This is a genomic window from Agreia sp. Leaf335 (assembly GCF_001423605.1).
Taxonomy (GTDB): domain Bacteria; phylum Actinomycetota; class Actinomycetes; order Actinomycetales; family Microbacteriaceae; genus Agreia.
The window spans coordinates 575,823-598,379 of sequence record NZ_LMOQ01000002.1; the positions used below are offsets into that span (position 1 = coordinate 575,823).

General features: G+C 64.8%; 18 protein-coding genes, 1 tRNA gene and 1 pseudogene. 12 read left to right on the forward strand and 8 right to left on the reverse strand.

What is annotated here, in order from left to right; genetic code table 11:
- Window positions 1-65 precede the first annotated feature (65 nt).
- Both ASF79_RS08795 and prpB read left to right on the forward strand, forming a co-directional pair.
- Complete coding sequence (locus ASF79_RS08795; RefSeq protein ID WP_055853830.1) at window positions 66-1,583, forward strand: MmgE/PrpD family protein; 1,518 nt, start codon at window positions 66-68, stop codon at window positions 1,581-1,583.
- Window positions 1,583-2,497: a methylisocitrate lyase gene (gene prpB / locus ASF79_RS08800; protein ID WP_055780432.1), complete on the forward strand. Its 915-nt coding sequence runs from the start codon at window positions 1,583-1,585 to the stop codon at window positions 2,495-2,497. Before ASF79_RS08795 ends, prpB begins: the two co-directional genes overlap by 1 nt.
- Here prpB and ASF79_RS08805 read toward each other — a convergent pair.
- Window positions 2,491-3,069 (reverse strand): TetR family transcriptional regulator, encoded by a 579-nt coding sequence (locus ASF79_RS08805; protein ID WP_055853832.1) that lies wholly within the window; start codon window positions 3,067-3,069, stop codon window positions 2,491-2,493. The two genes, prpB and ASF79_RS08805, sit on opposite strands and share 7 nt — an antisense overlap.
- 57 nt (window positions 3,070-3,126) lie before the next feature.
- Here ASF79_RS08805 and ASF79_RS08810 point away from each other — a divergent pair, with 57 nt between their 5' ends.
- Both ASF79_RS08810 and ASF79_RS08815 read left to right on the forward strand, forming a co-directional pair.
- A complete protein-coding gene (locus tag ASF79_RS08810) occupies window positions 3,127-4,608 on the forward strand; it encodes an MFS transporter (protein WP_055853836.1) in 1,482 nt (493 codons plus the stop codon).
- A gap of 26 nt (window positions 4,609-4,634) precedes the next feature.
- Window positions 4,635-5,582, forward strand: coding sequence for an aldose 1-epimerase family protein (locus tag ASF79_RS08815; RefSeq protein WP_055853838.1), 948 nt, complete (start codon window positions 4,635-4,637; stop codon window positions 5,580-5,582).
- A gap of 74 nt (window positions 5,583-5,656) precedes the next feature.
- Here ASF79_RS08815 and ASF79_RS08820 read toward each other — a convergent pair.
- From ASF79_RS08820 to ASF79_RS08830, 3 genes and pseudogenes are all read right to left on the reverse strand, one after another.
- Window positions 5,657-7,112 (reverse strand): annotated as a pseudogene (locus tag ASF79_RS08820) (FGGY family carbohydrate kinase).
- Between the two features lie 44 nt (window positions 7,113-7,156).
- A complete protein-coding gene (locus ASF79_RS08825; RefSeq protein ID WP_055854674.1) occupies window positions 7,157-7,867 on the reverse strand; it encodes an MIP/aquaporin family protein in 711 nt (236 codons plus the stop codon).
- Window positions 7,868-8,055: 188 nt separating this feature from the next.
- The gene (locus ASF79_RS08830; protein WP_055853842.1) at window positions 8,056-9,816 is read right to left on the reverse strand and encodes a glycerol-3-phosphate dehydrogenase/oxidase; all 1,761 of its coding nucleotides are present in this window, start codon (window positions 9,814-9,816) and stop codon (window positions 8,056-8,058) included.
- 113 nt (window positions 9,817-9,929) lie between these two features.
- On the opposite strand from ASF79_RS08830, the gene ASF79_RS08835 reads away from it, so the two are divergent.
- Both ASF79_RS08835 and ASF79_RS08840 read left to right on the forward strand, forming a co-directional pair.
- Complete coding sequence (locus ASF79_RS08835) at window positions 9,930-10,907, forward strand: sugar-binding transcriptional regulator (RefSeq protein ID WP_055780420.1); 978 nt, start codon at window positions 9,930-9,932, stop codon at window positions 10,905-10,907.
- A gap of 144 nt (window positions 10,908-11,051) precedes the next feature.
- Window positions 11,052-12,848, forward strand: a complete 1,797-nt coding sequence (locus ASF79_RS08840; protein WP_055853845.1) for a hypothetical protein — start codon at window positions 11,052-11,054, stop codon at window positions 12,846-12,848.
- A 50-nt stretch (window positions 12,849-12,898) separates the two neighbouring features.
- On the opposite strand, the gene ASF79_RS08845 is transcribed toward ASF79_RS08840, so the two are convergent.
- Entirely contained in the window at window positions 12,899-13,981 is a 1,083-nt protein-coding gene (locus ASF79_RS08845) for a CPBP family intramembrane glutamic endopeptidase (RefSeq protein WP_055780415.1), read from the reverse strand.
- 205 nt (window positions 13,982-14,186) lie between these two features.
- On the opposite strand from ASF79_RS08845, the gene ASF79_RS08850 reads away from it, so the two are divergent.
- From ASF79_RS08850 to ASF79_RS08870, 5 genes are all read left to right on the forward strand, one after another.
- The gene (locus ASF79_RS08850) at window positions 14,187-14,453 is read left to right on the forward strand and encodes a DUF7218 family protein (protein ID WP_055853848.1); all 267 of its coding nucleotides are present in this window, start codon (window positions 14,187-14,189) and stop codon (window positions 14,451-14,453) included.
- Between the two features lie 49 nt (window positions 14,454-14,502).
- Entirely contained in the window at window positions 14,503-14,799 is a 297-nt protein-coding gene (gene clpS, locus ASF79_RS08855; protein WP_055853852.1) for an ATP-dependent Clp protease adapter ClpS, read from the forward strand.
- Window positions 14,796-15,299: a DUF2017 family protein gene (locus ASF79_RS08860; RefSeq protein WP_055780407.1), complete on the forward strand. Its 504-nt coding sequence runs from the start codon at window positions 14,796-14,798 to the stop codon at window positions 15,297-15,299. Before clpS ends, ASF79_RS08860 begins: the two co-directional genes overlap by 4 nt.
- Window positions 15,300-15,388: 89 nt before the next feature.
- The gene (locus ASF79_RS08865) at window positions 15,389-16,255 is read left to right on the forward strand and encodes a TetR/AcrR family transcriptional regulator (protein WP_055780403.1); all 867 of its coding nucleotides are present in this window, start codon (window positions 15,389-15,391) and stop codon (window positions 16,253-16,255) included.
- Window positions 16,252-16,569, forward strand: a complete 318-nt coding sequence (locus tag ASF79_RS08870) for a hypothetical protein (protein ID WP_055780401.1) — start codon at window positions 16,252-16,254, stop codon at window positions 16,567-16,569. Before ASF79_RS08865 ends, ASF79_RS08870 begins: the two co-directional genes overlap by 4 nt.
- Before the next feature lie 99 nt (window positions 16,570-16,668).
- Here the strand turns inward: ASF79_RS08870 and ASF79_RS08875 are convergent.
- From ASF79_RS08875 to ASF79_RS08885, 3 genes are all read right to left on the reverse strand, one after another.
- Window positions 16,669-16,742, reverse strand: a tRNA-Met gene (locus tag ASF79_RS08875).
- A 53-nt stretch (window positions 16,743-16,795) separates the two neighbouring features.
- Window positions 16,796-19,744 (reverse strand): UPF0182 family protein, encoded by a 2,949-nt coding sequence (locus ASF79_RS08880; RefSeq protein WP_200933555.1) that lies wholly within the window; start codon window positions 19,742-19,744, stop codon window positions 16,796-16,798.
- 81 nt (window positions 19,745-19,825) lie between these two features.
- Complete coding sequence (locus ASF79_RS08885) at window positions 19,826-20,944, reverse strand: YlbL family protein (RefSeq protein WP_055781903.1); 1,119 nt, start codon at window positions 20,942-20,944, stop codon at window positions 19,826-19,828.
- Between the two features lie 263 nt (window positions 20,945-21,207).
- Between ASF79_RS08885 and ASF79_RS08890 the strand changes: the two genes are divergently transcribed.
- Window positions 21,208-22,524, forward strand: a complete 1,317-nt coding sequence (locus ASF79_RS08890; protein WP_055853856.1) for a zinc-dependent metalloprotease — start codon at window positions 21,208-21,210, stop codon at window positions 22,522-22,524.
- Window positions 22,525-22,557 lie beyond the last annotated feature (33 nt).

The following is a 22,557-nucleotide window of genomic DNA, read 5'->3' on the forward strand; positions in this document are numbered from 1 at the left end:
CGTGGCCTAGCCTTGTCTCAGGCGCCGTCTTGCCGCGCCGTTGTCGTCGAAAGGACATCGCACCCGTGAAGCTCCACTCCGTTCGCGTCCATCCCAGCTCCGATTCGCTGGCGCGTGGCGACCAGCTTGCGCACGCGATCGCGGAGGTCGCAGCGGACCCGGTGGCTGTCGATGCCGATGTCACCGAGATGATCATCAACCGTGTGATCGACAACGCCGCGGTCGCCGCAGCCTCGTTGACCAGGCGGCCCGTCGTCTCCGCGCGATCGCAGGCAGAACGGCACCCCTACTCCCCCGGGTCGACCGTGTTCGGTCTGGCATCGGATGCGCGTTTCTCGCCCGAGTGGGCGGCCTGGGCCAACGGCGTCGCCGTTCGCGAGCTCGACTTTCACGACACGTTCCTCGCGGCCGAGTACTCGCACCCCGGCGACAACATCCCGCCGATCCTCGCGGTGGCCCAGCACGCGGGCCGCTCGGGGGCCGAGCTGATTCGCGGCATCGCCACTGGCTACGAGATCCAGGTCGATCTCGTCCGTGCGATCAGCCTCCACGCGCACAAGATCGACCACGTCGCGCACCTCGGGCCCTCTGCCGCTGCCGGAATCGGAACCCTGCTCGGTCTCGACATCGAGACGATCTTCCAGGCCGTCGGCCAGGCGTTGCACACGACCACGGCCACGCGGCAGTCCCGCAAGGGCGAGATCTCGTCGTGGAAGGCCCACGCTCCGGCCTTCGCCGGCAAGATGGCAGTCGAGGCCGTCGATCGAGCGATGCGCGGAGAGACCAGCCCCACTCCGATCTACGAGGGCGAAGACGGCGTCATCGCCTGGCTGCTCGATGGTCCCGGTGCCTCCTACGAGGTTCCGCTGCCCACCGCCGGCGAGTCGAAGCGCGGCATCCTCGACACGTACACGAAGGAGCATTCGGCCGAGTACCAGGCCCAGGCCTGGATCGACCTGGCGCGCAAGCTGCACAACGAATATCCGATTCTCGTGGAGCACCCGGAGGACATCGGAAGCATCACGATCCACACGAGTCACCACACGCACTTCGTGATCGGCTCGGGTGCCGGCGACCCGCAGAAATACGACCCCACCGCATCGCGCGAGACCCTCGACCACTCGATCCCCTACATCTTCACGGTGGCGCTGCAAGACGGCTCATGGCATCACGTCGACTCGTATGCCCCCGAGCGCGCGGGGCGCGAAGACACCGTGCGGCTCTGGAAGAGCGTGCGCACTGTCGAGGACTCAGAGTGGACGAGGCGATACCACTCGATCGACCCGCAGGAGAAGGCGTTCGGAGGACGCGTCGAGATCCTTCTCACCGATGGCACCCTGATCAGCGATCAGATCGCCGTCGCCGACGCTCACCCGCTCGGCGCGCGACCCTTCGCCCGCGAGCAGTACGTCGCCAAGTTCCGCACTCTCGCCGAGGGCGTGCTTGAGCAGTCCGAGATCGAGCGATTCCTGTCTGTCGCCACCCGCCTGCCCGAACTCCGCGCCGACGAGCTCGCGGGCCTCACCATCACGGCGCGTCCCGGATTGTTCGAGGGCATCGCCACACCGAAGGGACTCTTCTGATGCTGTATGCCCCGACATCCGCGGCCGACAAGCGCGTAGCTCTGCGCGCCGGCCTGGCCAGCGGCGAACTGCAGCTCTTTCCCGGGGCGTTCAACCCCCTCTCCGCCAAGCTCATCCAGCAGAAGGGCATGGACGGGGTCTACATCTCGGGCGCCGTTCTCTCCGCCGATCTCGGACTCCCCGATATCGGTCTCACGACCCTCACCGAGGTCGCGGGCCGCTCGCAGCAGATCGCCCGCATGACCGATCTGCCCTCGATCGTCGACGCCGACACCGGTTTCGGCGAACCCATGAACGTCGCTCGTACGATCCAGACACTCGAAGACGCCGGCGTGGCAGGAATGCACCTCGAAGATCAGGTCAACCCGAAGCGCTGCGGCCACCTCGACGGCAAGCAGGTCGTCGATCTCGACACGGCCCTGAAACGCATCAAGGCAGCCGTCGAAGCGCGTCGAGACCCCAATTTCTTGATCATGGCCCGAACGGATGCCCGTGGTGTCGATGGTCTGCAGGCCGCGGTCGACCGCGCGAAGGCTCTCGTCGATGCCGGAGCCGACGCGATCTTCCCGGAGGCCATGGCCTCGCTCGAGGAGTTCGCCGCTGTGCGTGCTGCCGTCGACGTGCCGATCCTCGCCAACATGACGGAGTTCGGTAAGAGCGAGCTGTTCACGACCAGACAACTCGCCGATGTCGGGCTCAATCTCGTCATCTTCCCGGTGTCGCTGCTGCGACTGGCGATGGGCGCCGCCGAGAAGGGGCTCGACACGATCACGCGTGAGGGCTCGCTCACCTCGATGCTGCCCGAGATGCAGACGCGCGCTCGCCTCTACGAGGTGCTCGACTACGAGGCGTACAACGCCTTCGATTCCGGCGTGTTCAACTTCTCGCTCGATCGCCACTTCGGAGCTCAGTAACCGGGCTGCACCAGCTTCTGCGCGGCACGTACCGCTGAGACTCGTCTTCGGGCGGTGACGGCCTTCGATTGTGCGTCGGCAGGGCCCGTGAAGGTGCTCGGCGCGCTCGCCCAGGCGAAGGCGAGCCCGAAGAGCATCGTGATCAGATCCTCGGGCTCCCACTGGTCATCGAGCTTCCCGTCCGCCTGCGCGTCGAGGATTAGCTGCCGCTCGGGGAAGAGGCGCGACCTGTCGTCGTCGGAGAGCGAGGGAGACACGCCCTCCAGTCGGGCCCAGTGCAGCATCCGTATGTGCTCCGGGTGCGAGATCGTGTGATCGAAGACCCCACCCACGAAGCCCGGCAGGTCGTCGATGTCGATCGGATTCGCCTCGGCAACTTCGCGCTGATTCAACTGCAGCACCACCTGGAACAGAGCCTTCTTGTCGCCGAAGTAGGCGTACAGCCGCTCCTTGCTGGCGCTCGCGGCCGCAGCGATGCGATCCACCCGAGCCCCCGCAAGGCCGAAGTCGGCGAATTCCGTTCGCGCAGCGTCGAGAATTCGCTGTCTGGTCGCCTCACCGTCACTTCTCATGGGTATAGCATAGCTAAGCCAACCAACTAGTTCGTACGAAAAGGATCCCGCTTCTTCATGACGCTTCCCTCCACCGCCTCGACCGAGGCCGTCCACGATCACGCCGCACACCCACGACGGTGGTGGCTGCTCGCTGTGCTCGCACTCGCGCAGCTCATGGTGGTGCTCGACGGCACGATCGTGAACATCGCCCTGCCCGACGCTCAGATGGAGCTCGGCATGAGCGATGGCGACAGGACCTGGGTCGTCACGATCTACGCCCTCGCATTCGGTTCTCTTCTCCTGCTCGGCGGTCGTATCGCCGACTACTGGGGACGCAAACGGTCGTTCATGCTCGGCATGGTGGGGTTCGCCATCGCATCCGGCATCGGCGGATTCGCCGCGACGACCGAGCAGCTTCTGATCGCACGTGGCCTGCAGGGCGCCTTCGCGGCGATCCTCGCACCCGCTTCCCTCGCCATCCTCACCATCACCTTCCCCAACGGCAAAGACCGCATCAAGGCGTTCGCCGTCTACGGGGCGATCGGCGGAGGCGGAGCGGCCGTCGGGCTCCTCCTCGGCGGCGTGCTCACCGAGTACGCGAGCTGGGGCTGGTGCCTGCTGGTGAACGTGCCCATCGCGATCGTCGCCATCGTGGCCGGGTTCCCCCTGATCCGAGAGAGCCGCGCACACGGCAACACACGCTACGACCTTCCCGGTACCGTGCTCGTCGTCGCTGGACTCGCATCCCTGGTCTACGGCTTCTCGCAGGCCGAGAACGGATGGGGCCGTTGGGAGACCATCGGCTTCCTCGCCCTGGGCGTCGTTCTGCTTGCCGCCTTCGTCTGGTGGGAGTCGCGTGCGGCCAACCCGCTACTTCCGCTCCGCGTCATCGTCAACCGGGTCCGCGGCGGCGCGTTCCTCGTCTCTCTGCTTACCGGCGCCGCCCTCCTCGGCGGCCTGCTCTTCCTGACGTTCTACTTCCAGATCGTGCTCGGCTTCAGCCCGTTGCAGTCGGGCCTCGCGTCGCTACCCATGACCTTTACGATCATGATCGGCGCCACCGTGCTGTCGAAGTTCCTTCCCACGACCGGCGTTCGCCTGCCCATGACCGTCGGTCCGATCGTGGCGGCCGCCGGACTCACCTGGCTCTCGTTCATCACCGTGGAGGGCAACTACGTCGTCGAGGTGCTGCCCGGAGTCATCCTGCTGGGCATCGGTCTGGCCTGCATCTTCGTTCCCCTGCAGAACGTCGCACTCTCCGGAATCGACGAGCACGACGCGGGAGTCGCCAGCGCGGCGGTCTCGGCGACGCAGCAGATCGGCGGTTCGATCGGAACGGCCCTTTTCACCGCGCTCTACACCGCGGCGATCTCGGCCTACCTGGCGGCGAACCCGCCCTCCGCGACGGCTCAGCTCGAGGCATTCGTGAGCGGCTACTCGACGGCATTCCTGTGGGCCGCGGGCCTCATCCTGCTCGCCGCACCGATCTCGTTCTTTCTCGTGCGGCCGTCGAAAGACGAGCTGATGAACGTGCCCGACGCCGTTCACCTGGGCTGACCTTCTGACGCTACGGTGGAGGCACTATGAACACTGCCTCCACCCTGTCCGACATTCCTCTCGCCGGCGCCGCCTACACACTGACCTCGGGCGACTATTCGGCCGACATCGCGGGAGTCGGCGCAAGTCTGCGCGCTCTGCGCCATCGAGGGCGCGATCTCATCGTTCCTTTCGATGCCGATGAGGTTCGGCCCGCTTTCCGCGGAGCCGTTCTCGCCCCGTGGCCGAACCGGGTGGTCGACGGCCGGTACACGTTCCGCGGCACCGAATACGAACTCGCGCTCACCGAGCCCCGCCGTGGGCACGCACTGCACGGTCTCGCTGCATGGCAGGAATGGCTTCTGGTCGACTCCGGTGACGAGTTCGTCGAACTCGCGTTCCAGATCGAGGCCCAGTCGGGGTACCCCTTCCGCGTGCTCGTCGCCGCGCGCTACGAGCTGTCTGAATCGGGCCTCACCACGACCATCCGGGCCATCAACACGGGCCGCGACGCCGCCCCCTACGGAACGGGCCCGCATCCGTATCTCGTCGCCGGGCCCGGCCGGGTCGACGACTGGTCGCTCGAACTGCCGGCACGTGCGGTGCTGACGGTCACTCCCGACCGGTTGATTCCGATCGATCTCGGCGACGTCGAGCTCGAAGACGACGGCGCGTTCGATTTCGTTGCGGCCAGGCCGATCGATTCGACCTTCATCGATCACGCGTTCACCGAACTGGAACGAGACGACGACGGCGTCTCAACAGTGCGGGTCACGACCCGAGATGGAGAGTCCGGAGTGGCGATCAGCTGGGGCACCGAATGCCAGTGGGTGCAGATCCATACGGCGGATCAGCCAGAGCCGGCGATCAACCGACTCGGCTTGGCCGTCGAGCCGATGACCTGTCCCCCGGATGCCTTCAACACGGGCACCGACCTGATCGTCCTCGACCGAGGCGAAGAGCACACGGCCAGCTGGACCATCTTCGCCCTTTAACGAACTCGTTCCCTGAGCCTGTCGAGGGTTGTACCTCGACAGGCTCAGGGAACGACGACGGCCTATGCCGTCAGCTATTCGGCGACGTCCTCGTCGACCCAGTCGAGGGTCTTCGTAACGGCCTTCTTCCAGTTGCGGTACAGGCGCTCACGCTCGGCGTCGTCCATGTTCGGCGTCCAACGCTTGTCTTCCTGCCAGTTGTTGCGCAGGTCGTCGAGGTTGTCCCAGTATCCGACCGCGAGGCCGGCCGCATACGCGGCGCCGAGCGCGGTGGTCTCGGCGACGACCGGGCGAACCACGGGAACGTTCAGGATGTCGGCCTGGAACTGCAGAAGGGTGTCGTTAGCGGTGGCTCCGCCGTCGACCTTGAGCTCGGTCAGCGGCACACCCGAATCGGCGTTGACCGCGTCGAGAACCTCGCGGGTCTGGAATGCGATGGATTCCAGCGCCGCCCGGGCGATGTGGCCCTTGTTCACGTACCGGGTGAGGCCGACCAGCGCGCCACGGGCATCCGAGCGCCAGTGCGGCGCGAAGAGACCCGAGAACGCGGGCACGAAGTACGCGCCGCCGTTGTCGTCGACCGTCTTGGCGAGCACTTCGATGTCGGGAGCGCTCTGGATGATGCCGAGGTTGTCGCGCAGCCACTGCACCAGCGAACCGGTGACGGCAATCGATCCTTCGAGTGCGTAGTGGGTCGCGCCGTCGCCGAGCTTGTAGCCGATGGTGGTGAGTAGTCCGTTCTCGCTCTTGACGATGTCGGTGCCGGTGTTGAAGATCAGGAAGTTGCCGGTGCCGTAGGTGTTCTTGGCCTCGCCGAACCTCACGGAGCAGGCTCGAGTCGGAGACCGTGCCGTATACCTCTGACGAGCTGCGGACCTCGGGCAGCATCGACTTCGGTACGTCGAACGCCTTCAGGATCTCGTCGTCCCATTCCAGGGTCTTGAGGTCGAGGAAGAGGGTGCGACTGGCGTTGGTCACGTCGGTCGCGTGGACTCCCCCGTTGATGCCGCCGGTCAGGTTCCAGAGAACCCACGTGTCGGTCGTTCCGAAGATGAGGTCACCGGCCTCGGCACGCTCCCGCGCTCCGTCGACGTTCTCGAGGATCCAGACGATCTTCGTTCCCGCGAAGTAGGTCGAGAGCGGCAGCCCCACGGTGTCCTTGAAGCGATCGCCACCGCCATCCTTCGACAGGCGGTCGACGATGGCCTGGGTGCGGGTGTCTTGCCAGACGATGGCGTTGTACACGGGTTCGCCCGTGTTCTTGTCCCAGACGACGGCGGTCTCCCGCTGATTGGTGATACCCACCGCGACGATGTCGTGACGCGTCAGGTTGGCCTTCGAGAGGGCCTGGCCGATGACCTCGCGAACGTTGTCCCAGATCTCTTTGGGGTTGTGCTCGACCCAGCCCGCCTTCGGGAAGATCTGTTCGTGCTCCTTCTGACCCGTCGAGACGATTCCGCCCTCGTGGTTGAAGATGATCGCTCGAGAACTCGTGGTTCCCTGATCGATCGCAATGACGTACTTGCTCATGTCTAACTCCTTCGTTATGTGGTTCTGCCTAGCCGGGGTGCCGGTTACGTGAGGATGGGAAGAAGGGGCACAGCCGCGAGGCCGGCGAGCACGCCACCGACGATGGGGCCGAAGACCGGGATCCAGGAGTAGGACCAGTCGGACGATCCTTTGCCCTTGATGGGCAGCAGGGCGTGCGCGATGCGCGGGCCGAGGTCACGGGCCGGGTTGATCGCGTAGCCGGTCGGGCCACCGAGGGATGCGCCGATCGCGATCACGAGAATCGCCACCGGAAGAGCGCCCAACGCCGCAAGACCGCCGCCCGGCTCCTGCCGACCGAAACCGATCACCACGAACACCAGGACGAAGGTGCCGATGACCTCGGTCACGAAGTTCCACCCGTAGGAACGGATGGCGGGACCGGTCGAGAAGACGCCGAGCTTGTTGGCCGCGTCGGGCTCCTCGTCGAAGTGCTGCTTGTAAGCCAGCCACACGAACACAGCACCGATGATCGCACCCAACAGCTGAGCGGCGATGTAGACGAGGATCGAGATCAGGTTCACGGGAACACCCGAGCCGAATTCCTTCGCCCCGTTCGCGACGAGCCCCAGCGTGACGGCCGGGTTCAGGTGCGCACCGCTGTTGTACGACACGATGACACCGCAGAAGACGGCGAAGCCCCAGCCGATGTTGACCATCAGGGTGCCGCCGTTGAAGCCCTTGGTCTTCACCAGGGCCACATTGGCGACGACGCCGCAACCGAGCAGGACAAGCAGGGCAGTGCCTACGAGTTCCGCGATGAATACAACCCCGAGATTGTCCACATTGACCTTCTTTCGCGTGACGTCGACGTCACATTGATAAGAATGAGGGGCCGACCGACGCCGACCCCTCATTGACGCTAGCGATCAGTTGTCGATGCAATCAACAGATTCTCGTGCACGTCTGTTCAGACTCTGCCCCGTCAGTCGGCGACGACGGCAGTCGCCGTAGGCGCCTTCGCGGCGTCGAGCTCGAGGCCGTGGAACAACGCGAGGTCGCGCACGGCTGCCGCGCGCTCGTCGGCGAGTTGCGTCTCGGACCAGCCCAGCGCATCCGATACGAGCGAGCTGAGTTCGTCGAACGCCGACTGATCGAGATCGCCCACGAACGCGAGGATCGTGCGACGTAGGACGAGGTCGGTGAGGTGCACCACGAATTCGTTCTCGACGAGGTACGCGATCTCGGCGGCAGAGAATCCCGAGACGTTCTGGAGTTGCTTGTCGTCGACCGCTGCGCTGATGGAGTCGATGACCTTGTCGGCCTTGGTGCCGTAGCGGGCCAGCAGGGCGCGCGCACGCTCGGCGCCCACGTCGGACGCGTGTGCCGACACCCAGGTATTGGTCGCCTGGGTCGTCGTCGGGAAGCCGACCCCGCCGCCGATGGAGAGCTTCTCAGTGTTGACGGTGCGCGTACGACCGATCAGCTCGAGCGTCTCGTTCGCGAGGTGCTCGGAGAGGGCCCGGAAAGTCGTCCACTTGCCACCGACGAGACTCAGCATGGGAATCTTCGTTCCACCGAGACGTGACGGCTCGATGCGGTAGTCGCGGGAGACGAATCCGGGCGCCGTGTCATCGTGCTTCGGCAGGGGGCGGATGCCCGAGTAACGGAAAACGATCTGCGAACGGTCCACGGGGATGCGTGGGAAAACGTGCGACACGAGCTTGAAGAAGTAGTCGACCTCCTCTTCGGTGCACACTGCAGGCTTCGTGATATCGGCTTCCAGGTCGGTGGTACCGACGAGAACCCGACCGTTGAGCGGGTAGATGAGCACGATCCGACCGTCGTTGTTCTCGAAGAAGACCTCGCCGCCTGCGCACGCCTTGTAGAGCGCCGGGTTGTCGAGAACGATGTGAGAGCCCTTGGTGCCTCCCATGAAGGTGCTCGGCATACCGAGGGCCTCGTTGGTCAGGTCGGTCCACGGGCCCGTGGTGTTGACGACGGCGTCGGCGGCGATGCTGAACTCGCGACCGGAGACCGTGTCGCGCAGGAGGACCTCGTCGCCTGAGACGCCGATGGCCTCGACGTAGTTCGCGCTGCGCGCGTTCGGTCCCACGGCTCGGGCGTCCTCGACCAGATCCAAGGCGAGCCGTTCCGGGTTCTCGACCGCAGCGTCGAAGTAGGTCGCCGTGTACTTCACGTCAGGGCGCAGCTGGGGAAGCTTCTTGAGGGACTTCTTGCGACCCGCGAACTGGTGCCGGGGCACAGAACCGCCGTCACGCGAGAAGGAGTCATAGCCGAGCAGTCCCAGCTTGATGAGAAGCGCTCCGCGCTCCTTCGGCTTTCCCTGCTTGTGGGTGAGGAAGCGCAGAGGAGCGGAGACGATGCCGGAGAACGTGGAGAAGATGGGAATCGTCGTCGGCAGAGGCTTCACGTAGTGAGGCGCGAGCCGCAGAAGACGGTTGCGCTCCTGCACCGACTCGCGAACGAGCCTGAACTCGCCGTTCTCGAGGTAGCGGACTCCACCGTGGATCATGTGGCTCGACGCCGCCGACGCACCGGAGCAGTAATCGCTGCGCTCGACGAGGACGACATCGACACCCTGCAGCGCCAGGTCTCGGAAGGTCGCGATGCCGTTGATGCCGCCACCGATTACGAGCACCTGTGCTCGCGGTGTGGCGATGAGGCCAGCGACGTCGGGGCGCAGCTCTGTGCCATTGGATGGGGAAACGACTGGTGCACTCACTGTGTACTCGCCTTCGTGTAAGTAAGTTCTTGATTACTGAACAAGTCTGAGCATCCGTACACAATTGTTCAAGCGTTATGCACAGACGTGCACTCCGTGGGAGACTGTTCACCATGACCATCGCCTCCGCGGACCAGCACGCAGAAAAGTCGCGCGACGCGCTGCGTGCCGCGCAGCTCTACTACCTCCAGGACATCACCATGGAGGCGATAGCGCACGAGCTGCACACATCGCGCTCCTCCGTCTCCCGACTGCTGAGTTTCGCCCGGGAAACCGGCCTCGTCGAGATCCAGGTGAAGTCGCCGGCCGAGCGGGTGTCGACGTCGCAACAGCGTATGCGCGAGCGCTACGGCGTCACCGCGCACATCGTGCCCGTGCCGGCCTCGACGAACGAGGTCGATCGACTCGAACGCGTGGCGGTGTCGGCTGCACGCATTCTCACCCCCTTCGTCGACTCCAACATGACGATCGGAGTCGCGTGGGGATCGACGATCAGCGCGGTGAGCCGCCACCTTCCCGAGAAGGTGACGCACAACACGACTCTCGTGCAGTTGAACGGTGCGGCGAATTTTCAGACCACGGGAATCGTGTACGCAAGCGAGATCATGACTCGCTTCGGTGTCGCCTTCGGCGCCGCCGTTCAACAGTTTCCTGTGCCCGCCTTCTTCGACGACGCCGCCACCAAACAGGCGATGTGGCGAGAGCGGGCCATCAGGCGGGTACTCGACATACAGAAGCGCATGGACATCGCCCTCTTCGGTCTCGGTTCGCCGTTCGCCGATGTGCCCAGCCATGTCTATATCGGCGGCTACCTCGACGAATCCGACTACGCATCCCTCACCCGCTCGGATGTCGTCGGTGACGTCGCGACGGTCTTCTACCGCGAAGACGGGTCGTCTACGGATATCCCCATGAATTCGCGCACGAGCGGTCCCGGTCTCGAGCTCGTGTCGCGCGTTGCTCGACGGATCTGCGTGGTGAGCGGCAAATCGAAACTTCCGGCCCTGCGCGGCGCTCTGGCAGCCGGCCTGATCACCGACCTCATCATCGACGAGCCCACGGCCCACCTGCTGACCGACGACGCGGTCTGATCGACCTCTGCGACCCGCACCCCGGATGTCCGCGGTGAGGTTTCCATTCCTGACCCCACGCCGGTCCGTGTCCCGGTATCCTGAAAAACGGCCTGCCCGACCACAGTGACGGCATTCGATCGATCCGGATGCCGAAGGAGTTTCATGACTTTCGACGACCTCTCCCCCGAACCTCAGAATTCTGACGAGAACAGGGAGAATCGCGCTCCTGCTGCGGCATCCACCACCGAGCAGCCCCTCGTGCTCTCGGGGCGCGATCGCTTCGCGGTGAGGCTCATCGACGCCGCCGTGAAGATCGGTTCCGAGGACTTTCAGGCGCGCTATCGCCCTGTCACCGAAGAACTCTTCAGCCACCACCTCATCGACCCAACGGCCAAGCCGGCCTACGTGCAGCCCGACCTCGAACCGATCTCGACGCTCGAGACCACCGAGGATCCCCTGGAGATCATCCGTCTTCATCTCGACAGCGTGATCGAAGATCGTCAGGCCCGTGACGAAGCACGAATGAATGCCGAGGCTCACCTCGCAGATGTCTCGGCGCAGTTGGCCGAATCCCGGGCCCATGCAGACGACCTGCAGCAGCAGCTCACCACCCAGACCGCCCGGGCAGAGAATGCCGAGTCCGAGGTCGCCCGACTCCGAGCAGAACTCCAGAGCCAGGTCTCTGCGCTCACGGCGCAGCGCGAGGGTGAGGTAGCCGCTCTGCACCAGCAGCGCGAGGCCGAGGTCGCTGTGCTGACGGAACAACGGGCCACCGAGGTGGCAGAGCTCTCCGCTCGCCTGACCGCCGAGGTGAGCGCGCTCACCGCTCAGCGCGACACCGATCTCGGCGCTGCTCACCAGCAGCGCGAAGCAGAACTCGCGGCGCTCGCGAATGAGCGTGATGCGCAGGTCGCGGCGCTGCACCAACAGCGGGAGAACGAGCTCCTCTCGTTGACGGCTCAGCGCGACGCCGAGATCGCCGAGCTGCGCCAGCAGCGCGACACCGAGGTCGCCGAGCTTCAGGCGAGGCTCGCGTCGGAGGTTGCCTCTGTGTCGAGTCAGCGTGAGAACGAGGTCGCGACGCTGCGCAGTGAGCGGGACGCCACGATCGCTGGGCTCCACGCGCAGCGCGAGACCGAGGTGGCGTCGCTCACGGCCGAACTGGCAGAGCTTCGTGCACAGCGTGACGCGCAGGTTGCAGAGCTCACGGCGAGACTCGAGTCGCAGATCGCGGAGCTAGACGGTACCCGCACGACGGATGTCTCCGCGTTGGCGGCCGAGCACGCGAACCAGCTCGAGACGATCGACGAGGCGCACCAGCAGCAGATCGCCGAGCTGAAGGCCGCTCACGACGCGCAGGTCGACGAACTCACCAGCGCGCACGAACAGCAGCTCGCCGAGGTGAACGCCAGCCACGAACGGCAGACATCGGAATTGATTGTCGAGAAGGCGTCGGCCGCCTCCGTGGTGCAGGCGGAGTCGGGAGACTCCGACGCTGCCCTCTCCGAGACCAGGAGCAATCTCGCCGACGCCGTCGCTCGGGCAGAGCAGACCGCGTCCGAACTCGAGAAGAGTCGCGCCGAGATCGCCACGTTGCGCGAGGAACGAGACCGCAGCGACGCACAGCGTGACGCGGCCATCGAAGAGCTCGACGGCGTCACCGCCCAGCGGGGTGAATGGGAGAACCGGCTTCGCCTCACGGTGGCCGCTCTGGCCAGCGCCGAGGTCGTCGGCGACTGGACTGAAGACAACGCTCCCGATGAGCGCCTCGTCGAGTTCGTACGCTCGAGCACCCAGTCACTCGAGGAGAAGATCACTCGGATCGAACAGATCGCCACTGAGGAGCTGGTCGACGAGAACGAGACGAATGAGTACGCGATCGGCGCGAACGACGCCGCCGTGCGAGTCCTCAACGCCCTCGACGATGTCGAGGCCGACGCGCCGGTCGCCGCTCCCTAGCGAACGAGCGCCGGTCGCCGCTCCCTAGCGAACGGCGACCCGGCCTGGCGTCACGATGTGCTCTCGGCCGGGGCTGAGGCGGCCTCGTCGAGCCGGAGACCCGGCTGGGGCTGCTTCTTCAGCTGGCCTGTCACGGCCAGTACCACGATGACGGCACCGAGAACGAGGGCACCGGATACTCCGAGGATCGTGCCGAAGATCGCGTTGTCACCGGGCGTCTCGTCTGAGAACGTGACCAGCCAGGTCGTCGTCGCCGCGTTGAGGGCCCCGTGCGCGATGACCGCGGGCCAGACCGAGGCGGTGCGCAACCGGAGCCATCCGAAGATGACACTGAGAAACACGCACCAGGCCGTCATCATCGCAACCCCGAGCAGATCTGTGCGGCCGTAGTTGTAGCCGAGGAGAATGATCGGCGAGTGCCACACCCCCCAGATGACACCGGTGATCAGGAGCGCCGGCCATGTGCCGAGGGGACGCAGATTCGGCAGGAGCCATCCTCGCCAGCCGAGTTCCTCGCCGAACGCCGCGAACGATGAACTCACGATCGCGATCGGCAACGTCACCACATTGATCAGCACGATCATCTCGATCGACAGCCCAGGCACGCTCTGTCCGGTTGCAGCCATGGCCGCATCGAGACCTGAGAACGACACGAAGTCGAGACGGATGAGGCCGAGGGCGCTGCCCAGCAGCATCGCCAGGAACGCCAGGACGGGAATCCCAAGGAATGCCACAGCGCAGAAGAGAAGAGTTCGACCGACCGGCCGCAACGGAGAGAGCCCGAGCAGCCGCGGGATGTTCGCCGGCCTCTTGACGAACAGAACGCAGACGAAGGCTGCGATCGTCGGGGTGTACATCATCGCGAGAGTGGTGAGCATGAACCGGGGATCCGAGAGGCCGTCGCCGGAGAACCAGATGGGAAGCTGCACCAGCCAGGCGAGGCCCAACGAGATCACCACGAAGCAGAGCACCGCCGACCACGGTACCGAGGTCGGATAGACCGGACCGCGTCGAGTGTTCTTGGCCTTCTGAGCGTCGACCTTCGCCGATCGAGCATCGACCGTTGGGGCCGGCTCGGCCACAGCGGGTGACGCTGCCTGCACAGGCGTGAGATCGTTCGACGCGTTGCTCATGGAAGACTCCTTAGTCGACACCTGGTTGTGCGTCTCAGCGTAAGAAGCTCGTCCGTGCGCCACATCCGCCGCTCGGGTGACCCGTACGGTGCGCCTCCCCCTGGCGAGGGAGAGAGACCGCCCGTTTTCAACCCCCTGGAGTGGGTCTGATCGGCCTCGCTAGCATCGAAAAATAAGCGCATACGCGTCGGTCAGGAGGGGCACCGTGCCAGACAAAAAGAATCCATCCATCAAAGATCCGAAGCTCTACGAGGAGCTTCGCGACGAGGGCGCGTCGAAGCAGAAGGCCGCGCGCATCTCCAACGCGGCCGCGAAGAAGGGCCGGTCTGAAGTCGGGCGTTCGGGTGGGGAGGCCGGGTCTTACGAGGACTGGACCGTGGCCGAACTGAAGAAACGCGCCAAGGAGCTCGGACAGAGCGGCTACTCGAAGAAGACCAAGCCTCAGCTCATCTCTTCGCTGCGAGACAGCTGAGATCACCGAGCGACCATCGGCGACACCGCGATGTGACAGGCTTGTCGTCGTGGCCCAGACTCTCGATGCGACCGATGTCGACGTTGCCCTCGAAGAGAAATTGGGATTGGGGGTGCCGTGGATAACGCTCGTCTGGAACGACCCGGTCAATCTCATGTCGTACGTCTCGTACGTCTTCCGCAGTTACTTCGGATTCTCAAAGGCCGAGGCAGAGCGTCGGATGCTGCAGGTGCACAATGACGGTCGTGCTGTCGTGGCGACAGGTACACGAGAAGAGATGGAACGACATGTGGAGGCCATGCACGACTTCGGCCTCTGGGCCACGCTGCAGAAAGCGGACTCATGACACCGTTCGCGCACGAGGGCGGGGTCGCAGTCGCCTCGTTCGAGCCCGCGGAGGTCGAGATCCTCGCGCGGCTCGCCAGCGAGGTGCAGGACCTCCTGACGAACACGACCGATGCGGAGGGCGACGCGATCAGATCGTCCGCCATTGACAGGCTCCTTCCCGCAGGCTATGGCGACGACGGGGAGAACGACGCGGAATTCCGCCGCTTCACTTCGGAGGGACTCATCGAACGCAAGGTGCGCAATGCCCAGGTCATCATCGAGACGTTGTCGTCCGTAGATGGGTTTCCCCGGCTGGTAGAGCTGGATGCGGCCGCCTCGCAGGCGTGGTTGCGCGGTCTCACCGATATCAGACTCTCGATCGCGGCCGATCTGGGCATCGAACACGACGACGACGAGCTCCACCTCGCCGATGGAGACCTGTACCTGCTCGAGGTCTATCGGTGGCTGGCGTTCGTTCAGGAGAGCCTCATCGACACCCTGGAGATTCACTCCTCCTGAGCGATTGGGACACAAAGTCTCATTGCGCATTACAGCCGTAGCGACAAGACGGCGAGACTGTAGGGCGGAAACGATCTACGGGAGAATCCATGGCAGTCGAGCACAGCGAATCGCTGAGCGGAATTCGGTCGACCCGCATGACCTCGGAACAGATCCGACGCCGGATGCTGGATGCAGCACTCGAGTCGGTGGGCGAGAGCGGAATGTCTCTGGGATACCCGGGCCTTCAGATGGACGAGGTCATCTCCGCGGCGGGGGTTTCTCGAAGCTCTGTCTATCGAATCTGGCACTCCAAGGAGCTCTTCGTCGCTGATCTGCTCAACGAGGCTGCCAGCCGCTTCGCGGACAAGATCAACGACGACCGGGCGCTGAGTACGGCCATCGACGTCATCTCCTCCCGACCAGACTTGCACTCCACCGAGGAGGGACGACGGCGTCTCATGCGAGAGACCATCCGAGTCGTCCTCGAGCAGAACTTCTACAGCACGATCGACTCCGCTGCCTGGCAGTCCTTTCTTTCGACGTCGGCGGCTCTTCTCGTCCATGACGGCAATGACTCGCTCCGTCGAGTAGCGGACACGTTGCGGCAGGGCAGTGACCGATTCATCTCCGACATGGCCGCGTTCCACGAGGCCCTGACCTGTCTCCTCGGTTTCACGTTGCGCGACGAATTCGCCGGCGGCTACACCCTGTACGCCGTGCTCGGCTCGTCGATCGTCGAAGGTCTCGCGATACGTCACCTGTCGAACCCCACGGTGACGGACAACTTCTACGTCGGCCCTCCGACCCTCACCGACGAGCCCACCGAATGGGCACCGTCGGCCATCGGCTTCCTCTCCATTTTCGATCAGTTCTTCGTTTCCGATCCAGAATTCGATCCGAGCACCATCTGGTCATGCATGGAGGAGCTCAGCGGGAAGACGGGACGCGGGTCCACTGAGCTCGACGCTCCATGACATCCACGCACCATCACGCCCCATCGACGATCTCGCAGATGAGAGCCGACGCGCGCCTCACCGCGAGAGAGGCTCTCGTGATGCTCGGCTCGACGTTTCGATTTCCGCTCGAGGTCGAGGACGATGGATCGGCCTATCTGAGACCCACCTCAGACACGACACTCGAAGTGCATGTCGACGACGTCGATCCGCAGCACCCCCTCGTGCTGACGGTGTGGCATTGGAAGAGCGCTGACGACGCACTACTCGCTCGGGACGCGTTGCAGACGCTCATCTCGCACGGAACGGGCTGGCGTATCGTTCCCTCGGGTTAGGGGGTGTTCCATCTCGACGCCGCTTTGAAAACCGATGCAGCGGAGCTGATGAACGACGAAAGCCCCAGACAGTGTCTGGGGCTTTCGTTCTCTTCTCTGTTGCGGGGACAGGATTTGAACCTGCGACCTCTGGGTTATGAGCCCAGCGAGCTACCGAACTGCTCCACCCCGCGCTACCTGTTAAGACTAACACAGGGCGGGAGCGGTTCGGACCACTCGGGGCTGGTTACTGCCCCTGAGCCGACAATGCTCGATCGAGGGCTGCCTGGAGTTTGGCGTCGGCGACACCGTATGCTGCCCAGTCACCTGCCTTGAGGGCGGTTTCGCGCTCATCGAGTGCTGCCTTGGCGTCTTTCAACGCCTGCGTGAGACCGCCGGTATCGGTCGTGGGCGTACCCGTTCCGGCATCCGGCTGTGTGCCCGCCGAGTTGTCGGGCGCCTGCGCGCCGTCACCCGCGGGAACCGCCTCGTCGCCGGCGACAGCGCCCGAGTCTCCGCCGAACAGCTCGTCGAGTGCGGCGTCGAGCGTGTCTTCGAACGCGATCTTGTCACCGAAGGCGACAAGGATCTTCTGCAGGAGCGGATAGCTCGTGCCGCCCTTGGATTGCACGTAGACGGGCTGCACGTAGAGAAGACCGCCTCCGACCGGCAGAGTCAACAGGTTTCCGCTCTTGACCTGGGTCTCGCCCTGGCGCAACAGGTTGAGCGCCTGAGACACGGTCGGGTCGGTGGTGAAGTTGTTCTGCACCTGACCTGGCCCGGGAACAGTGTCGTCCTTCGGCAACGTGAGCAGCCTCAGCTTGCCGTAGTCGTCCGAGACCTTTCCGTCTTCCGATCCGGCGTTCGAGTCGACCGCCAGATATCCGTTCAGCACGTTACGGCTGCCCTCCCCTGTCGACACCGGGATGAAGGTGGAGTACAGGGAATACGAGGGAGCTTCCTGCCCGGGCATCTGCAGCGTCAGATAGTACGGCGGCTGCAGACTGGGGCTCTCGCTCGGGGCGGTGGGATCGTTCGGCGTCGTCCAAGCGTCTTGCTTGGAATAGAACGAACCAGCGTCTGTCACGTGGTACTCGCCGAGGATGGCGCGCTGCACCTTGAACAGGTCGGCCGGGTAGCGCACGTGACTCAGCAGATCTCCGCTCATCTCGCTCATGGGCTTGAGCGTCGAGGGGAAGATCTTCTGCCAGGTCTTCAGCAGCGGGTCGGTGTCGTCCCAGGCGTAGAGGGTGACCTTGCCGTCGTAGGCGTCGACCGTGGCCTTCACCGAGTTGCGGATGTAGTTGATGTCGTCGACCGCGAAGGCGGGTCGAGGCTGGTACGTGTCGGCGATCACGTCGGAGAGGCTCTCCGTGCGCGAGTACGGGTAGTTCGCGCTCGTGGTGTAACCGTCGACTATCCAGACGACCTTCCCGTCTACGACTGAGGCGTAGGGGTCGGAGTCCATCGTCAGATACGGTGCGACCTTCGAGACTCGCTTGGCCGGGTCACGGTCGTAGAGGATCTGCGACTGATCGGTCACGCCGTCTGACAGGAAGATCTGCTCGGACTGGAACTTCAGCGCGTAGACGAGCTTGTTGAAGATGTTGTCGAGCTTCGGCCCGCCGTCTCCGGTGAACGTCGTGTACGTCTGCTGCGCGCCCTCTTCACCCGACGGGTAGTCGAGCTCGTTCTTGGGCCCGCCCTCGGGTCCGCCCACGATGGAGTAGTCCGGCGACGATTCGCCGAAGTAGACCCTCGGCTCGTACTGACCGAGTTCACCCGTGGTGGGGATACCGGACTCGAGGAAGACCGGCTGGCCGTCGACAGAACGCTGGTTGCCGAACGCCGCGACGAGGCCATAGCCGTGCGTGTAGACGATGTGCTGGTTGTACCAGGTGTTCGATGTGCCGAGGCCCTCGAGGTTCAGGTCGCGAACGGTGGTGACGGCGTCTTGTACGGTGCCGTTGATGTTGTAGCGATCCACGTCGAGATACTGCGGGAACTGGTAGTACTGACGGAACTGCTCGAGCTGCTTGTACGTGTCGGAGACGAGAGCCGGGTCGATGATGCGGATGTTCGCGGTCGTGACCGCATCCTGACGCAGTGCGCCGGCCGTCGCGTCGGTCGTCGCGTCGTACTCGGTTTCTTCGACGCCGGAGACGCCGTAGGCGTCGCGGGTCGAGTCGATGTTGCGCTGGATGTACTCCGACTCGAGGGAACGCTCGGAAGGGTCGACCTGGAAGCGCTGAACGACCCAGGGATACAGGGATCCGAGAATCAGGCTCGACACGATGAGCAGCACCGTGCCGATGATGGGCAGACGCCAACGACCGATGACCGCGGCGACGATGAAGAGCAACGCCACGATGCCCGCGATGCCCGCCAGGATCGACAGACCGGGGATGGTGCCGTTGACATCGGCATACGTGGCTCCGGTGATGAGCTTGCCGGTGCCGTTCGTGGCCGTGGAGTACTGGTCGAGCCAGATGCTCGCGGCCTGGACGGCGAGATACAGGGCCGCGAGAACGGCGATCTGGATGCGCGCGGTCTTGGAGATGCGCACCTCACGGCCCGCGACACGAATCGCTCCGTAGAGGTAGCTCGTGGCGAGGGCGGCGATTCCGGCGACCAGGATGACGGCGGATGCGAATCCGACGACGCCCCTGAAGAACGGCAGGTCGTAGAGGAAGAACGAGATGTCGAGGCCGAACTGCGGATCGGTCTGACCCGTCGGCGTTCTGTTCAGCCACATGAGCGTCAACTGCCAGCGTGATGCGGTGGCGACACCCGCGAAGATGCCGAGCACGACGGGAATGCCGATCGAGGCGAGGCGACGGAGCGGCTCTACGACCTGCTGATAGCGATCCAGCTGCGAGTTGAGCTTCGCGTAGACCGGGCGCCAGCGGAAGGCGATCTCGATCGACGCCCAGACCGGAATGGCCATGGCGAGGAAGCCGACGAGGAACATCACCCCGCCTGCGGCCCACTGGGTGGTCAGTACATCGACGAAGCCCACCTGGTCGTACCAGAGGATTTCGGTGTAGAGATTGGAGAAAGCGAAGAATACTATCGCCAGGGCGACGACGATGGCGATGGTGATCGCCAGAGGTGCTCTGGATCTTCTGATGGGCTTCTCGGCGGTTTGGGAAGTCACGTGTGGGGGCCTCTTTACAGCGGTGCGGTGTCCGTCCATCCTAGACAAGGCATGCTGAGAAGTGCCCCGCCGACAGTTGCGCCACGGGAGAACACGGCCGAGTGCACGGCCGTCGAGCGACTACTTGGCGGTGCTCGCGTCGCAGGTGGGCAGGGCGTCGAGTCCGCTACCGCTCGAGATCGCTTTCAAAGCGGCCAGCGAATCGTCGAGGGTCGCGACGGCGAAGACTCGGATGCCGTCGGGCACGTGGCCCGTGACCTCGTCGCAATTCGATGCGGGGGCCAGGAACCAGTCTGCTCCCGCGTCACGCGCGCCGAACAGCTTCTGCCGGATGCCGCCGATGGGGCCCACCGTGCCGTCCGCCGAGATCGTCCCGGTGCCCGCCACCTTCTGGCCGCCGTTCAACTCGCCATCGCTGAGCTTGTCGATGATCCCCAGAGCGAACATCATGCCGGCGCTCGGTCCGCCGACGTTGTCGAGTTGGATCTTCACATCGAACGGGAACTCGAAGCTCGCCTGCACACCGATTCCGAGGACCGAGGTGTCGCCGCTGGTGATCGGGGTGACGGATGCCTCGATGGGCGCACCCGCGCGCGTCACGTCGACGACGGCCGGCTTGTCGGTGCCGTTCGCCGCCACAGCCGCGCGGAGTTGGTCGATGGAGCCGACAGCCTGTCCATTAACACTGGTGACGACGTCGCCGGCCTCGAGTTCGCCCTCTGCCGGCGAGCCCTTCGCCACGCTTCCCACGCTGACGCTGGTCGTGAAGTCGTATCCGAGGCTGCTGAGCGCGGCGGCGATAGCCTCCTGCTGGCTGTCGACCATCAGAGCGGCGTTCTGCTCGTCACGCTGTTCGGTGGTGACGTCAGGAGGATAGACAGCCTCGAGCGGTACGACGGCTTTACTGCTGTCGAAGTACGCCTGCACGACCTCGGCCCACGACGGAGTCTGCTTCGGGGTTCCGACAACGGAGACCGTCAGCATGTCGAGCGTTCCGCCCGTGGGATACGTGGGCTCCCCGTCGATCGAGATCAGGGGCGTGTCCTTGCCCTCTACGGTCTGGGAGCCCAGGGTGTCGAACACGGGCCCCGGCTGCTCGATGACGTACGGCGTCGGGAGGAAACTCATGACGAGGCCGAGTACGAGTGCGATGACGAGCACGGTCCACCCCGTCGTCCGACGGCGCGCGGAGCGTCGCTCGGCCGAGATCTCCTCGGGCGTACGGAGGGCGAACGGCACGCCGTGCTGGGCATCGGAGTCGTCGACACGATTCGCGTCATTCAAACCGAACAGGCTCACGTGTCTCCTCGACGACGGGTGGAAATCAGTTGGGGCGTCACCCCGGGAAGACTGTTCGCCACGGGCGCACGGCCGGAGGCCCCAGCCTATGGGAAATCCCAGCAAGGCCGATCGGCCACCAGCTAGCGTAGAGAGCAATTCTGACAGCGGGCATGGAGCACACCGGATCCCCGCCGACTGTCGGGCGAAAGAGGTTTCCTGCCATGAGCGACGACACATCCAAGGAGCCGGAGGACGACTTCCGCGACATGCTGCGGAGTTTCCTCGAGGGCAACTCGGAGATGGACCCGGCCAAGCTTGCCAGCGCGGCGGGACTCCCCTCCGACCCAGCTGCCGTGCAGCAGCTCATGCAGCAGCTGCAGAACGCCATGAGCACGACGGGCGACGGCATCGACTGGCAGGTCGCCACCAAGCAGGCGAACGAGTTCGCCGGGCAGTCGACGCTGAGCGTCACAGACTCCCAGCGCATCGAGCTCGACGGCGCTCTGCACATCGCGGCTCTGTGGCTAGACGAGGTCACGAGCGTGACCGAACTCGCCCTGTCGCCGGTCTATCTCACCCGACAGCAGTGGACTACCGAGACCATGCCCGTGTGGAGCCAGCTGGCTGAGCCCGTCGCACTGAGCATCGCCGATGCCCTCACCGCCGTGCTGAAAGACCAGGCTCCCGAGGAGATGGCGGGCATGCTCGCCGGGGCATCCAAGCTCATGCGCAATCTCGGGGGCGCGCTCTTCGCCGTGCAGCTCGGTCAGGTCGTCGGCCAGCTCTCGACCGAGGTCGTCTCCGGCGGCGATGTCGGCATCCCTCTCTTCGAAGATCAGAAGGCCGCGCTGCTTCCACAGAACATCTCGACGTTCAGCGAAGGTCTCGACATCCCCCTCGACCAGGTTCAGCTCTACCTGGCGGTGCGAGAGCTGGCGCACGCCCGCCTCTTCCGGCACGCCAAGTGGCTGCGATTGCACCTCATCACGTCCATCACGGAGTTCGCCCGCGGAATCCGGATCGACACGGAACGCCTGGAGGAGCTCGCAGAGGGCTTCGACCCGTCGAACCCCGAGGAGCTTCGTCAAGCCGTCGTCTCCGGCGCGCTCATCCCGCCCAAAACCGAGGCGCAGCAGCATGCCCTCACCCGTCTCGAGACGATGCTCGCGCTCATCGAGGGCTGGGTCGATGTCGTCACCGCACAGGCGACGAAGCGGCTCCCCTCGAGCAATGCCGTCGCCGAGACCGTACGCCGACGTCGGGCCACGGGCGGGCCTGCGGAGTCCGCATTCTCGACGCTCATCGGGCTCGAGCTGCGTCCGCGTCGTCTTCGAGAGGCGGCTGCGATGTGGCAGGCCGTGACCGACGCGGTGGGCTCAGACGTTCGAGACGAACTGTGGTCACACCCCGACCTCGTTCCCACGAACGAGGACATCGACGACCCAGCGGCGCTCGTCGCTCGACTGCAGGCAGGTACTCCCGCCCCCGACGAGATGGACCAGGCACTCGAAGATCTACTGCGCGGCGAGGGCGAGTAACGAGAGGGCGTCAGTCGGCCGCTCGCCGGTCGG

Excerpts from the sequence above, each read along its gene's own strand:
- prpB (WP_055780432.1), top strand. The coding sequence starts at position 1,583 with ATGCTGTATGCCCCGACATCCGCGGCCGACAAGCGCGTAGCTCTGCGC.
- ASF79_RS08805 (WP_055853832.1), bottom strand. The coding sequence starts at position 3,069 with ATGAGAAGTGACGGTGAGGCGACCAGACAGCGAATTCTCGACGCTGCG.
- ASF79_RS08810 (WP_055853836.1), top strand. The coding sequence starts at position 3,127 with ATGACGCTTCCCTCCACCGCCTCGACCGAGGCCGTCCACGATCACGCC.
- ASF79_RS08815 (WP_055853838.1), top strand. The coding sequence starts at position 4,635 with ATGAACACTGCCTCCACCCTGTCCGACATTCCTCTCGCCGGCGCCGCC.
- ASF79_RS08835 (WP_055780420.1), top strand. The coding sequence starts at position 9,930 with ATGACCATCGCCTCCGCGGACCAGCACGCAGAAAAGTCGCGCGACGCG.
- ASF79_RS08840 (WP_055853845.1), top strand. The coding sequence starts at position 11,052 with ATGACTTTCGACGACCTCTCCCCCGAACCTCAGAATTCTGACGAGAAC.
- ASF79_RS08845 (WP_055780415.1), bottom strand. The coding sequence starts at position 13,981 with ATGAGCAACGCGTCGAACGATCTCACGCCTGTGCAGGCAGCGTCACCC.
- ASF79_RS08860 (WP_055780407.1), top strand. The coding sequence starts at position 14,796 with ATGACACCGTTCGCGCACGAGGGCGGGGTCGCAGTCGCCTCGTTCGAG.
- ASF79_RS08865 (WP_055780403.1), top strand. The coding sequence starts at position 15,389 with ATGGCAGTCGAGCACAGCGAATCGCTGAGCGGAATTCGGTCGACCCGC.
- ASF79_RS08870 (WP_055780401.1), top strand. The coding sequence starts at position 16,252 with ATGACATCCACGCACCATCACGCCCCATCGACGATCTCGCAGATGAGA.
- ASF79_RS08880 (WP_200933555.1), bottom strand. The coding sequence starts at position 19,744 with ATGGACGGACACCGCACCGCTGTAAAGAGGCCCCCACACGTGACTTCC.
- ASF79_RS08890 (WP_055853856.1), top strand. The coding sequence starts at position 21,208 with ATGAGCGACGACACATCCAAGGAGCCGGAGGACGACTTCCGCGACATG.